General features: G+C 66.4%; 9 protein-coding genes, 1 tRNA gene and 1 pseudogene. 4 read left to right on the top strand and 7 right to left on the bottom strand.

The genetic code is table 11. From position 1 onward, the window contains the following. Positions 1-29: 29 nt before the first annotated feature. The 3 genes from dapB (at position 30) to QE379_RS17845 (ending at position 1,557) form a co-directional block, all read left to right on the top strand. Positions 30-758: a 4-hydroxy-tetrahydrodipicolinate reductase gene (dapB, locus tag QE379_RS17855; protein ID WP_307002551.1), complete on the top strand. Its 729-nt coding sequence runs from the start codon at positions 30-32 to the stop codon at positions 756-758. 5 nt (positions 759-763) lie between these two features. Continuing rightward, complete coding sequence (nth, locus tag QE379_RS17850) at positions 764-1,435, top strand: endonuclease III (protein WP_307002549.1); 672 nt, start codon at positions 764-766, stop codon at positions 1,433-1,435. Between the two features lie 45 nt (positions 1,436-1,480). Then, positions 1,481-1,557 (top strand) — tRNA-Arg (locus QE379_RS17845). Positions 1,558-2,121: 564 nt separating this feature from the next. On the opposite strand, the pseudogene QE379_RS19700 reads toward QE379_RS17845, so the two are convergent. From QE379_RS19700 to QE379_RS17830, 3 genes and pseudogenes are all read right to left on the bottom strand, one after another. Further along, positions 2,122-3,153, bottom strand: a pseudogene (locus QE379_RS19700) (recombinase family protein); the annotation flags it as partial. Beyond that, positions 3,140-3,355: a hypothetical protein gene (locus QE379_RS17835; protein WP_307002546.1), complete on the bottom strand. Its 216-nt coding sequence runs from the start codon at positions 3,353-3,355 to the stop codon at positions 3,140-3,142. The pseudogene QE379_RS19700 and the gene QE379_RS17835, both read right to left, overlap by 14 nt. Positions 3,356-3,684: 329 nt before the next feature. After that, positions 3,685-4,311: a DNA-binding transcriptional regulator gene (locus tag QE379_RS17830; RefSeq protein ID WP_307003289.1), complete on the bottom strand. Its 627-nt coding sequence runs from the start codon at positions 4,309-4,311 to the stop codon at positions 3,685-3,687. Between the two features lie 838 nt (positions 4,312-5,149). Here QE379_RS17830 and QE379_RS17825 point away from each other — a divergent pair. After that, positions 5,150-11,539, top strand: a complete 6,390-nt coding sequence (locus tag QE379_RS17825; RefSeq protein ID WP_307002545.1) for an Ig-like domain-containing protein — start codon at positions 5,150-5,152, stop codon at positions 11,537-11,539. 133 nt (positions 11,540-11,672) lie between these two features. Here the strand turns inward: QE379_RS17825 and QE379_RS17820 are convergent, their stop codons facing one another. The 4 genes from QE379_RS17820 to QE379_RS17805 all read right to left on the bottom strand — a co-directional run bounded on the left by QE379_RS17820 (position 11,673) and on the right by QE379_RS17805 (position 15,024). Next, the gene (locus QE379_RS17820; RefSeq protein WP_307002542.1) at positions 11,673-13,394 is read right to left on the bottom strand and encodes a hypothetical protein; all 1,722 of its coding nucleotides are present in this window, start codon (positions 13,392-13,394) and stop codon (positions 11,673-11,675) included. Beyond that, entirely contained in the window at positions 13,391-13,723 is a 333-nt protein-coding gene (locus tag QE379_RS17815; protein WP_307002540.1) for a hypothetical protein, read from the bottom strand. The genes QE379_RS17820 and QE379_RS17815 overlap by 4 nt, the downstream gene beginning before the upstream one ends. Then, positions 13,720-14,454, bottom strand: coding sequence for a hypothetical protein (locus tag QE379_RS17810; RefSeq protein WP_307002538.1), 735 nt, complete (start codon positions 14,452-14,454; stop codon positions 13,720-13,722). Before QE379_RS17810 ends, QE379_RS17815 begins: the two co-directional genes overlap by 4 nt. Before the next feature lie 276 nt (positions 14,455-14,730). Next, positions 14,731-15,024: a hypothetical protein gene (locus tag QE379_RS17805; RefSeq protein ID WP_307002536.1), complete on the bottom strand. Its 294-nt coding sequence runs from the start codon at positions 15,022-15,024 to the stop codon at positions 14,731-14,733. Positions 15,025-15,032: the final 8 nt, after the last annotated feature.

Below are 15,032 nucleotides of genomic sequence, written 5' to 3'. Positions count from 1 at the left end.
CTCTCTCTCTTCGCCACCGGAACCCCCGCATGACCGCCATCGGCATTTACGGCAGCGCCGGGCGCATGGGCCGCGCCATCGCGGACCTGATCGAGGGCGAGGGCGCGACGCTGGCCGGGGGCTGCGATTCGCGCGACGATCCGGACGCGCTGGCCAAGTCGGCGGATGTGCTGGTCGACTTCTCGATCGCGGGCGCGCTCGATGCGCATCTGGCGGCGGCTCGGGCCGCACGCACCCCGATCGTGATCGGCACCACCGGCCTTTCACCCGCCCAGCACGCGGCGATCGACGAGGCCGCGACCGAGATCGCGGTGCTCCAGACCGGCAACACCTCGCTCGGCATCACCCTGCTCGCCAATCTGGTGCGCGAGGCGGCGGCGCGGCTTGGCCCGGACTGGGACATCGAGATCACCGAGATGCATCACCGGCACAAAGTCGATGCGCCCTCCGGCACCGCGCTGCTGCTGGGCGAGGCGGCGGCGGCGGGGCGCGGCCATGCCCTGTCCGATCTCCGGGTCGATGGCCGCGCCGGGCTGGTCGGCGCGCGGACCGAGGGGACGATCGGCATGGCGGCGCTGCGCGGCGGCTCGGTGATTGGCGACCATGAGGTGATCTTTGCGGGCGAGGGCGAGCGGGTGACGCTGGGCCATTTCGCGCAGGATCGCACCATTTTCGCCCGTGGGGCGGTGCGCGCCGCGCTGTGGTTGGCAGGGCAGGGGCCGGGCCGTTACCGCATGGGCGACGTGCTGGGCCTGTAACGCGCATGAAGAAGGCGGACGTCGTCCAATTCTACCACCGGCTGGCGGAGGCGAACCCGCATCCCGAGACCGAGCTGGAATTCCGCAATCCCTATACGCTGGTCGTCGCGGTCGCGCTGTCGGCGCAGGCGACCGATGTGGGGGTCAACAAGGCGACCCGCGCGCTCTTCGCCGAGGTCGACACGCCCGAGAAGATGCTGGAACTGGGCGAAGACGGGCTGAAGCAGCATATCAAGACGATCGGCCTGTTCAACACCAAGGCCAAGAACGTCATCGCCCTGTCGCGGATGCTGGTCGACGACTATGGTGGCCAGGTGCCCGAGGCGCGCGCCGATCTGGAGCGGTTGCCGGGGGTGGGGCGCAAGACCGCCAATGTCGTGCTCAACGTCGCCTTCGGGCAGGAGACGTTCGCGGTCGACACCCATATCTTCCGCGTATGCAACCGCACCGGCCTGGCCAAGGGCAAGACCCCGCTGGCGGTGGAGTTGAAGCTGGACAAGGCGACGCCTGCGCCGTTCCGCGTCCATGCGCATCACTGGCTGATCCTGCACGGCCGCTATATCTGCAAGGCGCGCCGCCCCGAATGCTGGCGCTGTCCGGTCGAGGATCTGTGCGCCTATCGCCCCAAGACGCCCGCCCCCGTCGCCAAACCCGCAAAAGCGGTGCCCCCATCATAAAAGGGCTGGCGCGGGGTGGCGCACGATGCTAGTCGGCCAGCCCACGCACCCGTAGCTCAGCTGGATAGAGCGCTGCCCTCCGAAGGCAGAGGCCACAGGTTCGAATCCTGTCGGGTGCGCCATTTCTGTTCAGCTTTGGGCACTGCGGCACCCGGCGTCTGGGATGCTATGATCGCGCGTTCCAGCATCGCGTTGCGGCCCGTTATCCGAACCTCGCGGTCGCCGACCTCGACACGATCGACGAGAAGGTGAATGTATTCCTTGCGCGTCCTGCCGTCTGGCTCGTGGAGCTTCCGGCGGAGCAGATCGCCGAATTTGGCGATGATCGCAGGCGTGATTCGCCGATCGCCAGCATCAAGCTGCCGTTCGAGCACGGCGATGTCCGCCTGGGTGCTGGCCTTCTGCGCGCGGATGTTGCCGAGTTCGCTGGCGACCTGCGGATCGTCCGGGCTGAGTACCTCGAGCCGGACCAGCTTGATCACGCGGGCGCTCTCGCCCTCAAGCTGGGTCAGCCGGCCTCGCAGCCGCTTCAATTCAGCGGCGCGCTCCGCGACGGCGGTTTCCGAACGGTCCAGCCATGTCTGGAGAAGCGCGGTCAGCCGTTCCGGCTGGACGAGATGGCGGGTCACCGCGCCGACGACCAGATCGTCCAGCTGCTCCATCGGAACGCGGCGTCCCGCGCACGCATCCGGCCCGCGCTTGATCCGCGCCGAACAGGCGTAATAGCGATACTGACCGGACTTGCCGGTGCTGGTCATCATCCCCGCACCACAGCCGTCCCCGCCGCAGCCGCAGACCGCGCGGCTGGTCAGCAGGTTCGTGTTGGTCTTCGCGGCAGCCTCGCCCATCCGTGGGTCACGATCGGCCATCTGCTGGCGGACCGCGTAGAACGTCTCTTCATCGATAATCGGCGGGACCGGGATCGGCACCCACTCGCTTTCCGGCCGCGTCTCGCCCGTGCGCGAATCCCGGCGGTTGAAGATAACGTAGCCGATATAGGCGGTGTTGGTCAGGATGTTGTGCAGCGTGCCGATGCTGAACCGCTTGCCCCGGATGCGGTAGCCGCGTTCGTTCAGGTGATGGGCAAGGCCCGTGACACCGATGGGGCCGTTGGGTGTGCCTTCGCGATAGGTTTTGAAGATGTGGCGGACCATGTCGACCGTCTCGGGATCGTGTTCCAGCTTCTTACGGTCCTTGCCGCGCGCCTGTGGCACGGTGCAGGTGCGAAAGCCGATCGGCGGCGTCTGCCCGTTCCAGAAGCCGTTGACGGCATTGGCGACCATGGTGCGGCGAACATGCTTGGCGTTCTCGGCCGAATGATATTCGTCGAAGATGGCGAGCATCGACACGGCCATGTCGGACGTCGGATCGTCGCCGAAATTCTGCGTCACCGAGATGATGCGGATCTTCTTGCGGCGCAGTCGCTCACGATACTGCATGAAGTCGAGCGCGTTGCGGAATAGCCGCGACAGCGAATGCGCGAGGATGATGTCAACCGGGCGCTCATCCGACTCGGCGAGCGCGATCATCTCACGGAAGGCGCGCCGATGGTCATCGGTGGCGCTGCCCGCCTCCGAGAAGACGCGGACGGCTTGGGCGCCATGATCCTCGACCCAGCGTTCGGCGGTGGCGATCTGGTCCGGCAGCGACAGGTCGTTCTTTTCCTGTCGCGTCGTCGATACCCGCGCATAGACGAAGACACGCTTACCCGCGAACATTTCGGTTCCCATGACCAGGCCTTTCGAACAGCGCGGCGATCTCGCCGCCGAACAGTCGGTCAATCAGCGCCACCTCCTGCTCGAGGGTCGACCATGAATCGTCGAAGGCCGCGCTGACAAGCCCCGGATTGTTGAAGCGCGCATCACCGACCGGCGACGCAGAGGTCGCCCGGGTCGTTGGAGGTGATGCGCGCCGGCTCATGGGCCGGTCGTGACAGGTTCAGCGCGGTGCCGTTGCGGGGGGCGCTCGCGAATCTTCCGAAAGGGCCTGCGTTACGGGTTCACCGTGTCAGGTCGACAAGAAGGGGGGGCGAAATTTCAATGCTTTAATCTCTATCGCCAACTCGGCGATGGCGTTACCGATCTACCATTATTGGGCCGATGGTTTTGGGATATTGTAAATGAGAACAGGTCTTTGAGAAAGTTTAAGCCGGGAGCGTCCCGTCGAATACGTTATTGGGATCGTGCGCTTGAGCGGGCACCGCTTGTCAGATATGCCGCCGCATAATCATGCTCCGTTTAGAGTTGAGGTTATCGACAGCCGAGCATATTTCGCGCCAGCCCCGCATCGTTGAAGATGCGTAGATTCAGGTCCTTTTCATTATCCAGGGGCTCATCAAGCTCGATATCCTCGCCCGCTAAGAAACGGACACCGTCCACCGTGACGACATTCCACGTTCTCCGGAATTTTCTGCCTTTGGCAATGTATCCCTCGTCATCGTAGCTCAGGCCAGTGATTTCGCAGCCTGGTCGCAGCATCTGAGCAAAATATTCGTCGATTAAATGCCCAGCCTGTTGAGCAATGATATCTCCAATATAGCCGTTTATGACCTTCTCGACATCAGCGCCCAACAAGCGCCTTTCTCCGTCGGAGACAAGCACATATCTAAAGTCGCTATTCACCATGCACCGCGGCGTCGCTGAACGCCGGATCAACGATACGATCATGTCGTCTGGCGAAACCGGATCGAGTTTCCGTAAATTTTCGATGAACCAGTTCTGAAACCGAAGTTCCGGGATTTGCCGGCCCATTTCCCAGCGGGAAATTGTCGTCTGGGAGACTTGGATTAGTTGCGCGAACGCCTCCTGTTTGAGGCGATGCATCCTGCGCACCTCGCGAACGACAACACTCCAATCCACTACTGCCCCTCCCAGCATCACCGCGCATAACGACGATATATACTTCCCACGTGCCCCATCTGTAACCGCCCGGGCGCGTTGCGAGCAGTGCCCGGATCCCAAGAAACGTCCGCACGACCGCATATGCCCGAAACCTTGCGTTTTACACGCGTGAAAAACAAATCGTCCGTGGGTCGGGGTGGGCCCACACGTCCGGAGACAGGGGTGTGGGGCTGTGATCAGAGATGTAACTGAATTTCGCCAAGTGGAAATTTCTCGCATATTTCGCGACGTGAGAACGGCGATATTTGTATTAATTTTTTGTATGTTGGCAATTTTTGGCACCACCAGCGCCGCACTCGCCTCAACGGCGTGTGACGCCGTGAATAGCGGCATGATAAGCAAAACCCTCAATTCAGCGGGTGGCGGCTTTTTTATCGACTCGTCTTACACTTTCACTCCGGGCGACATCATTCATTGGCAATATACGGGTGGCGGCACGGGCAGATCGAATGCTCGCCTCATTATTCGCTACAATACGTCGAATTTCAGCATCGTCGATGCGGCTGGCATTACTCCAGGCGCCACCCAATCAGGTGATTATACGGTCACAAACTTGGCCCCTGTCACGCGTATCTACATCAACGGGAATGCCTCCTCTGGCGGCGCATTCGACAGCACGGCCTCCATAACATGGGCGATAAGTTGCACGCCCTTTGGTGGCGGTGCCGCGGCGCCGGCCATAACCTCGCAACCATCCAATGCGACGGTCAACGCCGGCGGGAACGCCACCTTCGGCATCACCGCTTCAAATGCTTCAAGCTATCAATGGCAAGCGAACACCGGGTCTGGTTTTGCCAATATTGCTGATGGCGGCGTGTATTCCGGTACGACGACCACCACGCTGACCGTCAGCGGCGCGACCACGAGCATGAACGGCTATCAGTATCGCGCCATCGCGACCGGCGGTACCTCGCCCTCGGCGACATCAAACGCCGCGACGCTGACGGTCAATGCGGTCCTGGCCAGCCAGACGATCACCTTCGCCAATCCCGGCTCGCACAACTATGGCACGACGCCGACCCTGACCGCTACGGCGTCCTCGGGACTGACACCCACCTTCACCTCGTCCACGACCGGTGTCTGCACCATCACCAGCGGCGGCGTACTGACATTCGTCAGCACCGGAACCTGCACGATCAATGCCGATCAGGGCGGCAATAGCTCCTATAGCGCTGCACCAACGGTTTCTCGGTCTTTTCCCGTGAATGCGGTTGCCCCCGCCGCACCAACGATCGGCACGGTGACGGCGGGTGACGGGCAGGTCATTGTGACATTCACCGCCCCTACCGATACCGGCGGTGCGGCGATCACCGGCTATACCGTCACCGCCAGTCCGGGCGGCGCGACCGCCAGCGGAACCGGAAGCCCGATTACGATCACCGGCCTTACTAACGGCACGTCCTATACGTTCACCGTCACTGCCACCAATAGCGCTGGCACCGGAACAGCCTCGGCTGCGTCCAATGCAGTGACGCCTGTGGCGGCACTCCAGGCCCCGGTTGCTGGCGCGGTCAGCGCGACCGTCGCGGCGAATAGCAACGGCAACCCGATTACGCTCAACCTGTCGGGCGGCGCAGCCAACTCGGTCGCGATCGGCACGCAAGCAACCCATGGCTCTGCAACTGCCTCTGGCACGACCATCAGCTACACGCCCACCGTCGGCTATTTGGGCAACGACAGCTTCACCTACACGGCAACCAATGCCTCGGGCACTAGTGCGGCCGCAACCGTGACCATTACGGTGACCACACCGGCGCCGGTCGCCGGTGCAACCAGCACGACGGTCGCCGCGAACAGCACCGGCAACGCGGTGACGCTCGCCCTGTCGGGTGGCACCGCCACCTCGGTCGCGGTCGCCACCCAGGCCGCGCACGGCACCGCCACCGCTTCGGGCACTACCATCAGCTATACGCCGACCGCAGGCTATTCGGGCAGCGACAGCTTCACCTACACCGCCACCAATGCCTCGGGCACCAGCAGCCCGGCGACCGTCACCGTCACGGTCACCGCGCCGACGCTGGCGATCTTACCCACCAGCCTGCCGGGTGGCACTGCGGGCACCGCCTATAGCCAAGCGCTCAGCACCACGGGCGGCACCGCGCCGTACAGCTATGCCGTCACCGCCGGCGCATTGCCGACCGGTCTCACGCTGGCGACGAACGGCACGCTGTCGGGCACGCCGACCATGTCGGGCAGCTTCAACCTGACCGTCACCGCGACCGACGCGCAGAACTTCACCGCGTCGCGCGCCTACACCATCACCGTCGTCGCCCAGGCGCCGGTCGCCGGTGCAACCAGCACGACGGTCGCCGCGAACAGTACCGGCAACGCGGTGACGCTTGCCCTGTCGGGCGGCACCGCCACCTCGGTTGCGGTCGCGACCCAGGCCGCGCACGGCACCGCCACCGCCTCGGGCACGACCATCAGCTACACGCCGACCGCCGGCTATTCGGGCAACGACAGCTTCACCTACACGGCAACCAATGCCAGCGGCACGTCCTCGGCCGCGACCGTGACGATCACCGTCACCGCGCCGACCCTCGCGCTAACGCCCGCCTCCGGCACGCTAGCCGGCGGCACTGTCGGCACCGCCTACAGCCAGAGTGTCGCGGCCTCAAACGGCACCGCACCCTACAATTATTCGGCTACCGGCCTGCCTGGCGGCTTGACGATCGACGCTTTGACCGGTGCGATCACCGGCACGCCCACGGGCACCGGCAACGCCACCATTACGGTAAACGTGACCGACGCGCATGGCGCAACCGGCACCGCGACCTATACGATCGCCATCGCGGTTCAAGTTCCGGTCGCCAACGCGGTCAGTACGACCGTCGCCGCGAACAGCACGGCCAATGCGGTGACGCTTGCCCTGTCGGGTGGCACCGCCACCTCGGTCGCGATCGCGAACCAGGCCAGCCACGGCACGGCGACCGCCTCGGGCACATCAATCACCTACAGCCCAACCGCTGGCTATTCCGGCCCGGACAGCTTCACCTACACCGCCACCAATGCGTCGGGCACCAGTTCGCCCGCGACCGTGACCATCACGGTGACCGCGCCGACGCTGACCGTCTCGCCTGCGTCGGGTTCGCTTCCGGGGGCCACCGTCGGCACCGCCTATAGCCAGGCACTGAGCGCCTCGGGTGGTGCCGCACCCTACAGCTATACGGTGACCTCGGGTGCGCTGCCGACCGGCGTCACGCTGTCGTCGACCGGCACCCTGTCGGGCACCCCGACCACGGCGGGCAGCTACAGCGTCACCGTCACCATCACCGACGCTCATGGTGCCTCCGGCACCGCGACCTACACGATCGTGGTCGCCGCGCAGGCACCGGTCGCAGGGGCCGTCAGCACGACCGTCGCCGCCAACAGTAGTGCCAACACCGTCCCCCTCAACCTGTCGAGCGGCGCGGCCATCTCGGTCTCGGTCGACACGGCTCCGAGCCACGGCACCGCCACCGCCTCGGGCACCGCGATCAGCTACACGCCGACCGCCGGTTATTCGGGCAGCGACAGCTTCACCTACACCGCCACCAATGCGTCGGGCACCAGTTCGCCCGCGACCGTGACCATCACGGTGACCGCGCCGACGCTGACCGTCTCGCCTGCGTCGGGTTCGCTCCCGGCCGCTACCGTCGGCACCGCCTATAGCCAGGCACTGAGCGCCTCGGGTGGTGCCGCGCCCTACAACTATGTGGTGAGCTCGGGCGCGCTGCCGACCGGCGTCACGCTGTCGTCGACCGGCACCCTGTCGGGCACCCCGACCACGGCAGGCAGCTACAGCGTCACCGTCACTGTTACCGACGCGCATGGTGCCTCCGGCACCGCGACCTACACGATCGTGGTCGCCGTCCAGGCACCGGTCGCCGGTGCGGTCAGCACGACCGTCGCCGCCAACAGCACCGCCAACACCGTCCCCCTCAACCTGTCGGGCGGCGCGGCCAGCTCGGTCGCGGTCGATGCGGCACCAAGCCACGGCACCGCCACCGCCTCGGGCACGACGATCAGCTATACGCCGACCGCCGGTTTCTCGGGCACCGACAGCTTCACCTACACCGCCACCAACGCCTCGGGCACCAGCAGCCCCGCGGCCGTCACCGTCACCGTCTCCGCGCCCACGCTCGTCGTCTCACCTGCGTCGGGTTCGCTCCCGGCGGCCACCGTCGGCACCGCCTACAGCCAGACGCTGACCAGTTCGGGCGGCACCGCACCGTACAGCTACACCGCCATGGGCCTGCCCGCCGGCGTCACGCTTGCGGCCAACGGCACTCTGTCGGGCACGCCGACCACGGCAGGCAGCTACAGCGTCACCGTCACTGTTACCGACGCGCATGGTGCCTCCGGCACCGCGACCTACACGATCGTGGTCGCCGCGCAGGCACCGGTCGCAGGGGCCGTCAGCACGACCGTCGCTGCCAACAGCACCGCCAATACGGTGACGCTTGCCCTGTCGGGTGGCACCGCCACCTCGGTCGCGGTCGCCACCCAGGCCGTGCACGGCACCGCCACGGCTTCGGGTACGAGCATCAGCTACACGCCGACCGCTGGCTATTCGGGCAGCGACAGCTTCACCTACACCGCCACCAACGCCTCGGGCACCAGCAGCCCCGCGGCCGTCACGGTCACCGTCTCCGCGCCCACGCTCGTCGTCTCACCTGCGTCGGGTTCGCTCCCGGCGGCCACCGTCGGCACCGCCTACAGCCAGACGCTGACCAGTTCGGGCGGCACCGCACCGTACAGCTACACCGCCACGGGCCTGCCCGCCGGCGTCACGCTTGCGGCCAACGGCACTCTGTCGGGCACGCCGACCACGGCGGGCAGCTACACCGTCACCGTCGCCACCACCGACGCACATGGCGCCACCGGCACCGCGACCTACACGATCGTGGTCGCCGCGCAGGCACCGGTCGCGGAGGCCGTCAGCACGACCGTCGCCGCCAACAGCAGCGGCAATGCGGTGACGCTTGCCCTGTCGGGTGGCACCGCGACCTCGGTCGCCGTCGCTACGGCACCCGTGCATGGCACCGCCACGGCGTCGGGCACGACCATCAGCTACACGCCGACCGCCGGCTTCTCGGGCAGCGACAGCTTCACCTACACCGCCACCAATGCGTCCGGCACCAGCAGCCCGGCGACCGTCACCGTCACGGTTTCCGCGCCGACGCTCGTCGTCTCGCCGGCCTCAGGTTCGCTCCCGGCGGCCACCGTCGGCACCGCCTACAGCCAGACGCTGACCAGTTCGGGCGGCACCGCGCCGTACAGCTACACCGCCACGGGTCTGCCCGCCGGCGTCACGCTTGCGGCCAATGGCACCCTGTCGGGCACCCCGACCACCGCTGGCAACTACACCGTCACCGTCAACATCATCGACGCGCATGGTGCCACCGGCAACGCGACCTACACGCTTGCGGTAGGCACCCCACCGCCCCCGGTCGCCACCGATCCGGTTACGACGTCGGTTGCGGCCAATACCAAGACCGAGGCCGGACAGAGCGTCAGCCTCAACCTGTCGAGCTTGGTGAGCGGCCAGTTCGATGAAATCCGGATCGTAACCCAACCTGCCCATGGCACGGTCACGATCTCACGGACCCTGGCCATGCGTGGCTTCGGCGGATCGCCCCTGATGGCGGTTGCACTGGCAGCGTCCTCGGTTTCCGTCCCAGGCCAGGTCATCGCGGTCTATACCCCGGAAGCAGGCTACCATGGCAGCGACAGCTTTCAATATGTCGCCGTCGGACCGGGTGGCACGTCGGCACCCGCTACCGCCACCATCCAGGTGGTCGGCACGGCACCCAAGGCAAACGGCATCACGGCATCGGCCATCGATGGCCAGCCCGTCTCGGTCGACCTGACCGCTGCCGCTTCCGGTGGTCCGTTCACGGCTGCCGCGATCACCAGCGTCTCGCCTGCCGATCAGGCGACCGCCACGATCGTCGCGGGAGGCACCGCCGACGCACGCACCTTCCGCCTGCAGGTGACGCCCAAGGCCCACTTCAACGGGACGATCGCAGTCGGCTATACCCTCGCCAACGCCTTCGGTACGTCGTCGCCGGCCACCGTCACCGTCACGGTCACGGCTCGCCCGGACCCATCGCGCGACGCGAATGTCCGCGCGATGAGTGATGCCCAGGCGGAAGCGGCGCGCCGCTTCTCGCGGACGCAGGTCGCCAACTTCATGGGCCATGCCGAGACGCTGCACGGGGCCGACTGCGCCCGTTCGACGAACGGTGTGCGGTTGAGTTCGACCGATCGCACCTATGATGGGCACGTGCCGGGACAGCCGATCGAGCGCATCGCTCCCGATGGCGATCGACGCGCGCAGCGTAGTGGCGAGGCTTCAGCCCAGGAGGGCGCTGCTCCGGCAGGCTGCGGTGGGCGCGTCGGCCTGTGGACGGGCGGCACCATCGACATCGGCACGCGCGATGCGATCACCGGGCGTTCGAAGGTGAGCGCCACGACCTCGGGCCTGAGCGTTGGCGTCGATCTGCACGTCGCCCAGGGTGTCACGCTTGGTATCGGCGGGGGCCTCGGCCACGACCGCAGCACGATTGCGGGCGGGGCCGGCCAGGTGAACAGCGACAGCCAGGTACTGGCGGTCTATGGCAGCGCGACGCCGCTGCGTGGGCTGTTCGTCGACGGCATGCTGGCACGCGGATGGCTCGACTATTCGCTGCGACGTAAAGATGCCGCTACCGGCGCGATGGCGACCGCGGATCGGACAGGCACGTTCACCACGGGCGCGCTGTCGTCGGGGATCGACCGTACCACAGGCGCGCTGCGCTGGTCGCTCTATGGCCGGGCGGAGTATCTGGACGGACGCCTGACGCGCTATGTCGAGGAAGGCGCGGGGATCTACAACCTGCGCTTCGACGACCGCGATCTCCTGTCAGTGACGGGTGCGCTGGGCCTTCGCCTGGCGTGGCAGCGGCCCTTGTCGGTCGGGTTGCTGACCGGGCGGTTGCGGACCGAGTGGCTGCACGAGTTCACCAGCGGCACCCGCCAGGGACTGGACTATGCCGATGTGACGGGGCCATCCTATTACAGCCTGATGGCATCGGGGTGGTCGCGGGAACAGTTCCTGTTCGCCCCCGGCGTCGGTCTCACGTTGCCGTCGGGCTGGGATCTCGGGCTCGACCTCAGCGTCCGGGTTGCCGATGGCGAGCGGGCCGCGACGACTGCGGTGCAGGTCCGGAAAAAGTTCTAAGGTCGCGGGGGGCGGTTGGCGACATGTCGGGATACGACATCAAGCCGACCGCCCCACTGCCTCGATCGGCCCGCAAGCAGCTTTGACAGATTCACACGCGGTCATCTGCTGAAAACGGATGGCACGGACGCGGTCATCGCTTCTTGGCCTTAGCCTTCTTCTTTTTCGTCTTTTTCGGCGTGTCCTTCGGCTTCCGTGACAGCATTTCGCGCATCAGATCAGTCGACGGGGGCGAAATCATCATGCCGAAGTTCTGCGAACCGCGGGCGGCAGCAATGTCCTCGGTCATGGCTGAGGATGGCGGGTTGTTATGTCCGATGCCACCATGGGTCGGCGACACGCCGTGTGCCCGTCCCAGCACCGCGACCACCTCTTCGGGCACACGGCTCGTATCCCGCAGGATCTCGGGCAGGATGCCCGCCTTCGCCTCGCGGTACCCAACGATCGCGTCCTGCTGATAATGGCGGTAATGCGCGATGTCGTCCCCACGATCGTCCAACCACAAATGGGGCTGATAGCGCGCCGTATAGCCGAGTTCGCCGGGCTTCGGCCGGTCGGCGACCAGCGCGAGGGCGCTCTTGCGCAGCGTGTTGCCCGACTTTTCCTTGAGGATATCGTCCATCGCGAAGGGGCTGAACGCGAGCGGCAGGTCGACCTCTTTGCCTTGCGCCTGCCGCAACAGCCAGAGGGCGGCAGCCGGATTGTTCTCCGCCATCCATGCATAGCTGATCGTCGCGATCGCCCAGGACACGCGCCGCATGGACATGGTGTCGAGCCTCGGGCCATCCGGCCTGTAGCGGCGGTTCCAGTCCTGGGCGGTCAGCATGATCTCCACCAGCCCGACCGAGGCGTGCTGACGCCAATCCAGCCCCCAATATGTCGCGGCGGGGCGGTTCTGGCGCGACCATCCATGGTCCTTACGTTGTTCCAGCCAGAAGGCGGGGCTGGCCTCGACATTGCGAGCGATCGCCTTGGCCTGCTTGGGGGTGGCGGGCGCGATATCGAGACCGTCCCGTTCCTCGGCCGTCACCGACAGGCTCGCCGCGCACATCTTGGCCCAGGCCGCTGCGGCTTCGGCATCGCCGCGCTGCAGGATGGTCCCCGGCGCGTTCAGGGCCATCGATTGAAAGGGCAGCATCTCGATGCTTCGCCTGACGGCGGCCGGCTGATGGGGGCCGGCCGCCAGCGGTATGCGCGGCACAAGGCGACGGGTCGAAAGCTCGATGCCCGCGTCGAAGGCCATGACGAGCAGCCCGGCATGATTCATGGCCAGGCGGGCCAGTTCGCTGTAGAGGACCGCGACGAGGAAGGGCGGGAGATAATCCGCCTCGGGCTTTTCCCACAGCCCCCGCACACGATCCGGCCACGGATCATCGACGATCGCACGACGCAGCGCGACCGCCCCCTTGAGATCCTTGGCGATCACCCGGTCGAAGACGGCACGGTCGCGCAGTCGCAAGTCGTCGAGATAGATCGCCAGATCGCGGGGCGAATGACCGACCAGCGTGACCAGATGCTCGGCCCGCCCGCAATGCGCGGCCATGCTGCTGACGGCAAATACGTCTTGGCCTTCCCCCGCACCAGACTCACGCGGGCGGACCATGATCTGCCGCCAGACCGATCCGCTGAGGCGCGCCACGGTCATGGTACCGTCGATGATCGCGACCGCACCTTCAGGCAGCGACGTCGTATCGATCGGGAGACGATGGGGCGTGCGGGCGATGCCGCAGCCATCGCTCAGCGGCTGGCCCGGCACCCAATAGTCCCAGCCGCGCCGCAGACCGACCGACGGATCGATGCCGTCGTCAAGGTCGGCTTGCGCGACCGCTGCGGCGATTTCGTCGATGATGCTCATGAATCGTCTCCCGCGTTCACGTTACCTTGCTGGATGTTGAGGGATCGTATGTCGCCGCGCGCTTGCTCGACCGTGCGGGCCAACGCCGCGTCGTAATCCGCAAGCCACGCTTCCTGCGCCGCCGTGATGGCGACGAGCGCTTCGGCGGCGGTCGCCAGATCGTGCCACTCCTCTTCCGCGTCGCGCGGGTTCGCACCCAGCGCGCTTTCGATCTGCTGCATCCGGCCGATCAGGCCTTCGGCACGACGCGCCAGCGCGTCGTACCCCTGGAAGCGCTCGACGCGGTCGCCGACGACGACCGAGCGGATTTCGTCGAGGATGTCGGTCATGCCGCGTTCCCCACGGTGCTCGTGTCGTCGAGCAAGGGTCGATCGGTTGCGCTGATCACCTGGCCGGTCGACGCGGCTGCGACGTCGGCCGAGGCGGGCGGCGGCCCGTGCGGGGTATCGGGATCGACCGGCGGGCCGGCGAGCCGTGGATTTCCGCCATGCCGTTCGATCCAGTCGTGCGCCTCACCGCGATTCATCCGGGCGGGCGGCTCGAGATCGAGCGCGGCCACCATCCGTCCGATCAGGAATCCCTGCGATTTCGTCATCGCCTTGCGCCGCCATGCATTGCTGTCCGGATGATCACGCTGCCAGACGCGAAAGCCCGCGACGTCCTCCGCATAGGCGCGGCTGGCGCGATCGAGCAGTAGCGCCTCGCCGCGCTTCGTCCACTCGTCGAGATGGGCACGGACCGCCGCAACCTCGGCCGCGATGATCGTGGCGCCCGGCATCGCGGCGGCGAAGGGTGCGACCAGCTCGATATAAGCGTCGAGCGGCTGGTGGCGCAGCCAGACGCGTGCCGCCGCCATTTCGCCCGTGTATCCCACATCGCGTTCGAGCCACGCGAGGGCCATGCGGTGCCACTGCTCCGATCGCGTGGTCGACAATAATCGCCCCTTGGCATTGCGCGCCCTTCGCTTGATCTCGGCCAGCCGTTCCTCAGCCCTGCGTTCTACCGCGATGGCCGCCTCATATTCGCGGCGGCGGCGGGCTTCGATGGCGTCATATTCCATGGGTCTTCTCCTCGTCCGTGATGGACGGGCTGACGATACGGACCTCCGATTCCGGTCGTTGCGGGGGGCGCTCCACTTTCGCTGAAGATGGATGCGTGGGTGTGCGATTGACCGCCGGTCGCAACGCCGGACCGGAACCCGCGTTCGGCGCGCGGTTCCGCATCGATCAAATGGAGCGCCCCCCGCAACGGCGGTGAGCAGCGGTCCCTACGAAGCGAAAGGCCGCAGTCGAGGAAGGGATTGGGGGGTGGGATGCGAAAGAAATGTTGACCCCGGTCAACGGCGCATCCGCTCCTGATCCCACCCCCCAGCCTGCGGCGTCACGATCGAGGGCGCGCAATGCTGCTGGAGACCGAGGAAGGGATATGGGCGCGGGCGGACGCGCGTGTTTTCCGCCTGCTCATGGACGGAGGGCGGACCGAGCGCCGTATCCAGGCGGCGGAGCGCACGGTCGCCGCCGCCTTCCGCCGCGTCGCGGCGCTGCGCCAGCGTCGGCACGCTGACGCAGCGCGTGAACAGGCGGCAGCCAACCGCCGACTCGATCAGGAACTCGCGCGCGCCTGGGGCCATCCGCTGCG

The organism is Sphingomonas sp. SORGH_AS_0879, assembly GCF_030819175.1.
In the GTDB taxonomy this organism is placed as follows: Bacteria; Pseudomonadota; Alphaproteobacteria; order Sphingomonadales; family Sphingomonadaceae; genus Sphingomonas.
Note: the sequence above shows the minus strand (reverse complement) of the source record. Positions and strands in the feature narration are given on the sequence as shown.

Bases quoted from the DNA above. Each gene is read 5' to 3' on its own strand.
- dapB (WP_307002551.1), top strand. From the start codon at position 30: ATGACCGCCATCGGCATTTACGGCAGCGCCGGGCGCATGGGCCGCGCC.
- nth (WP_307002549.1), top strand. From the start codon at position 764: ATGAAGAAGGCGGACGTCGTCCAATTCTACCACCGGCTGGCGGAGGCG.
- QE379_RS17835 (WP_307002546.1), bottom strand. From the start codon at position 3,355: ATGAGCCGGCGCGCATCACCTCCAACGACCCGGGCGACCTCTGCGTCG.
- QE379_RS17830 (WP_307003289.1), bottom strand. From the start codon at position 4,311: ATGCTGGGAGGGGCAGTAGTGGATTGGAGTGTTGTCGTTCGCGAGGTG.
- QE379_RS17820 (WP_307002542.1), bottom strand. From the start codon at position 13,394: ATGAGCATCATCGACGAAATCGCCGCAGCGGTCGCGCAAGCCGACCTT.
- QE379_RS17815 (WP_307002540.1), bottom strand. From the start codon at position 13,723: ATGACCGACATCCTCGACGAAATCCGCTCGGTCGTCGTCGGCGACCGC.
- QE379_RS17810 (WP_307002538.1), bottom strand. From the start codon at position 14,454: ATGGAATATGACGCCATCGAAGCCCGCCGCCGCCGCGAATATGAGGCG.
- QE379_RS17805 (WP_307002536.1), bottom strand. From the start codon at position 15,024: ATGGCCCCAGGCGCGCGCGAGTTCCTGATCGAGTCGGCGGTTGGCTGC.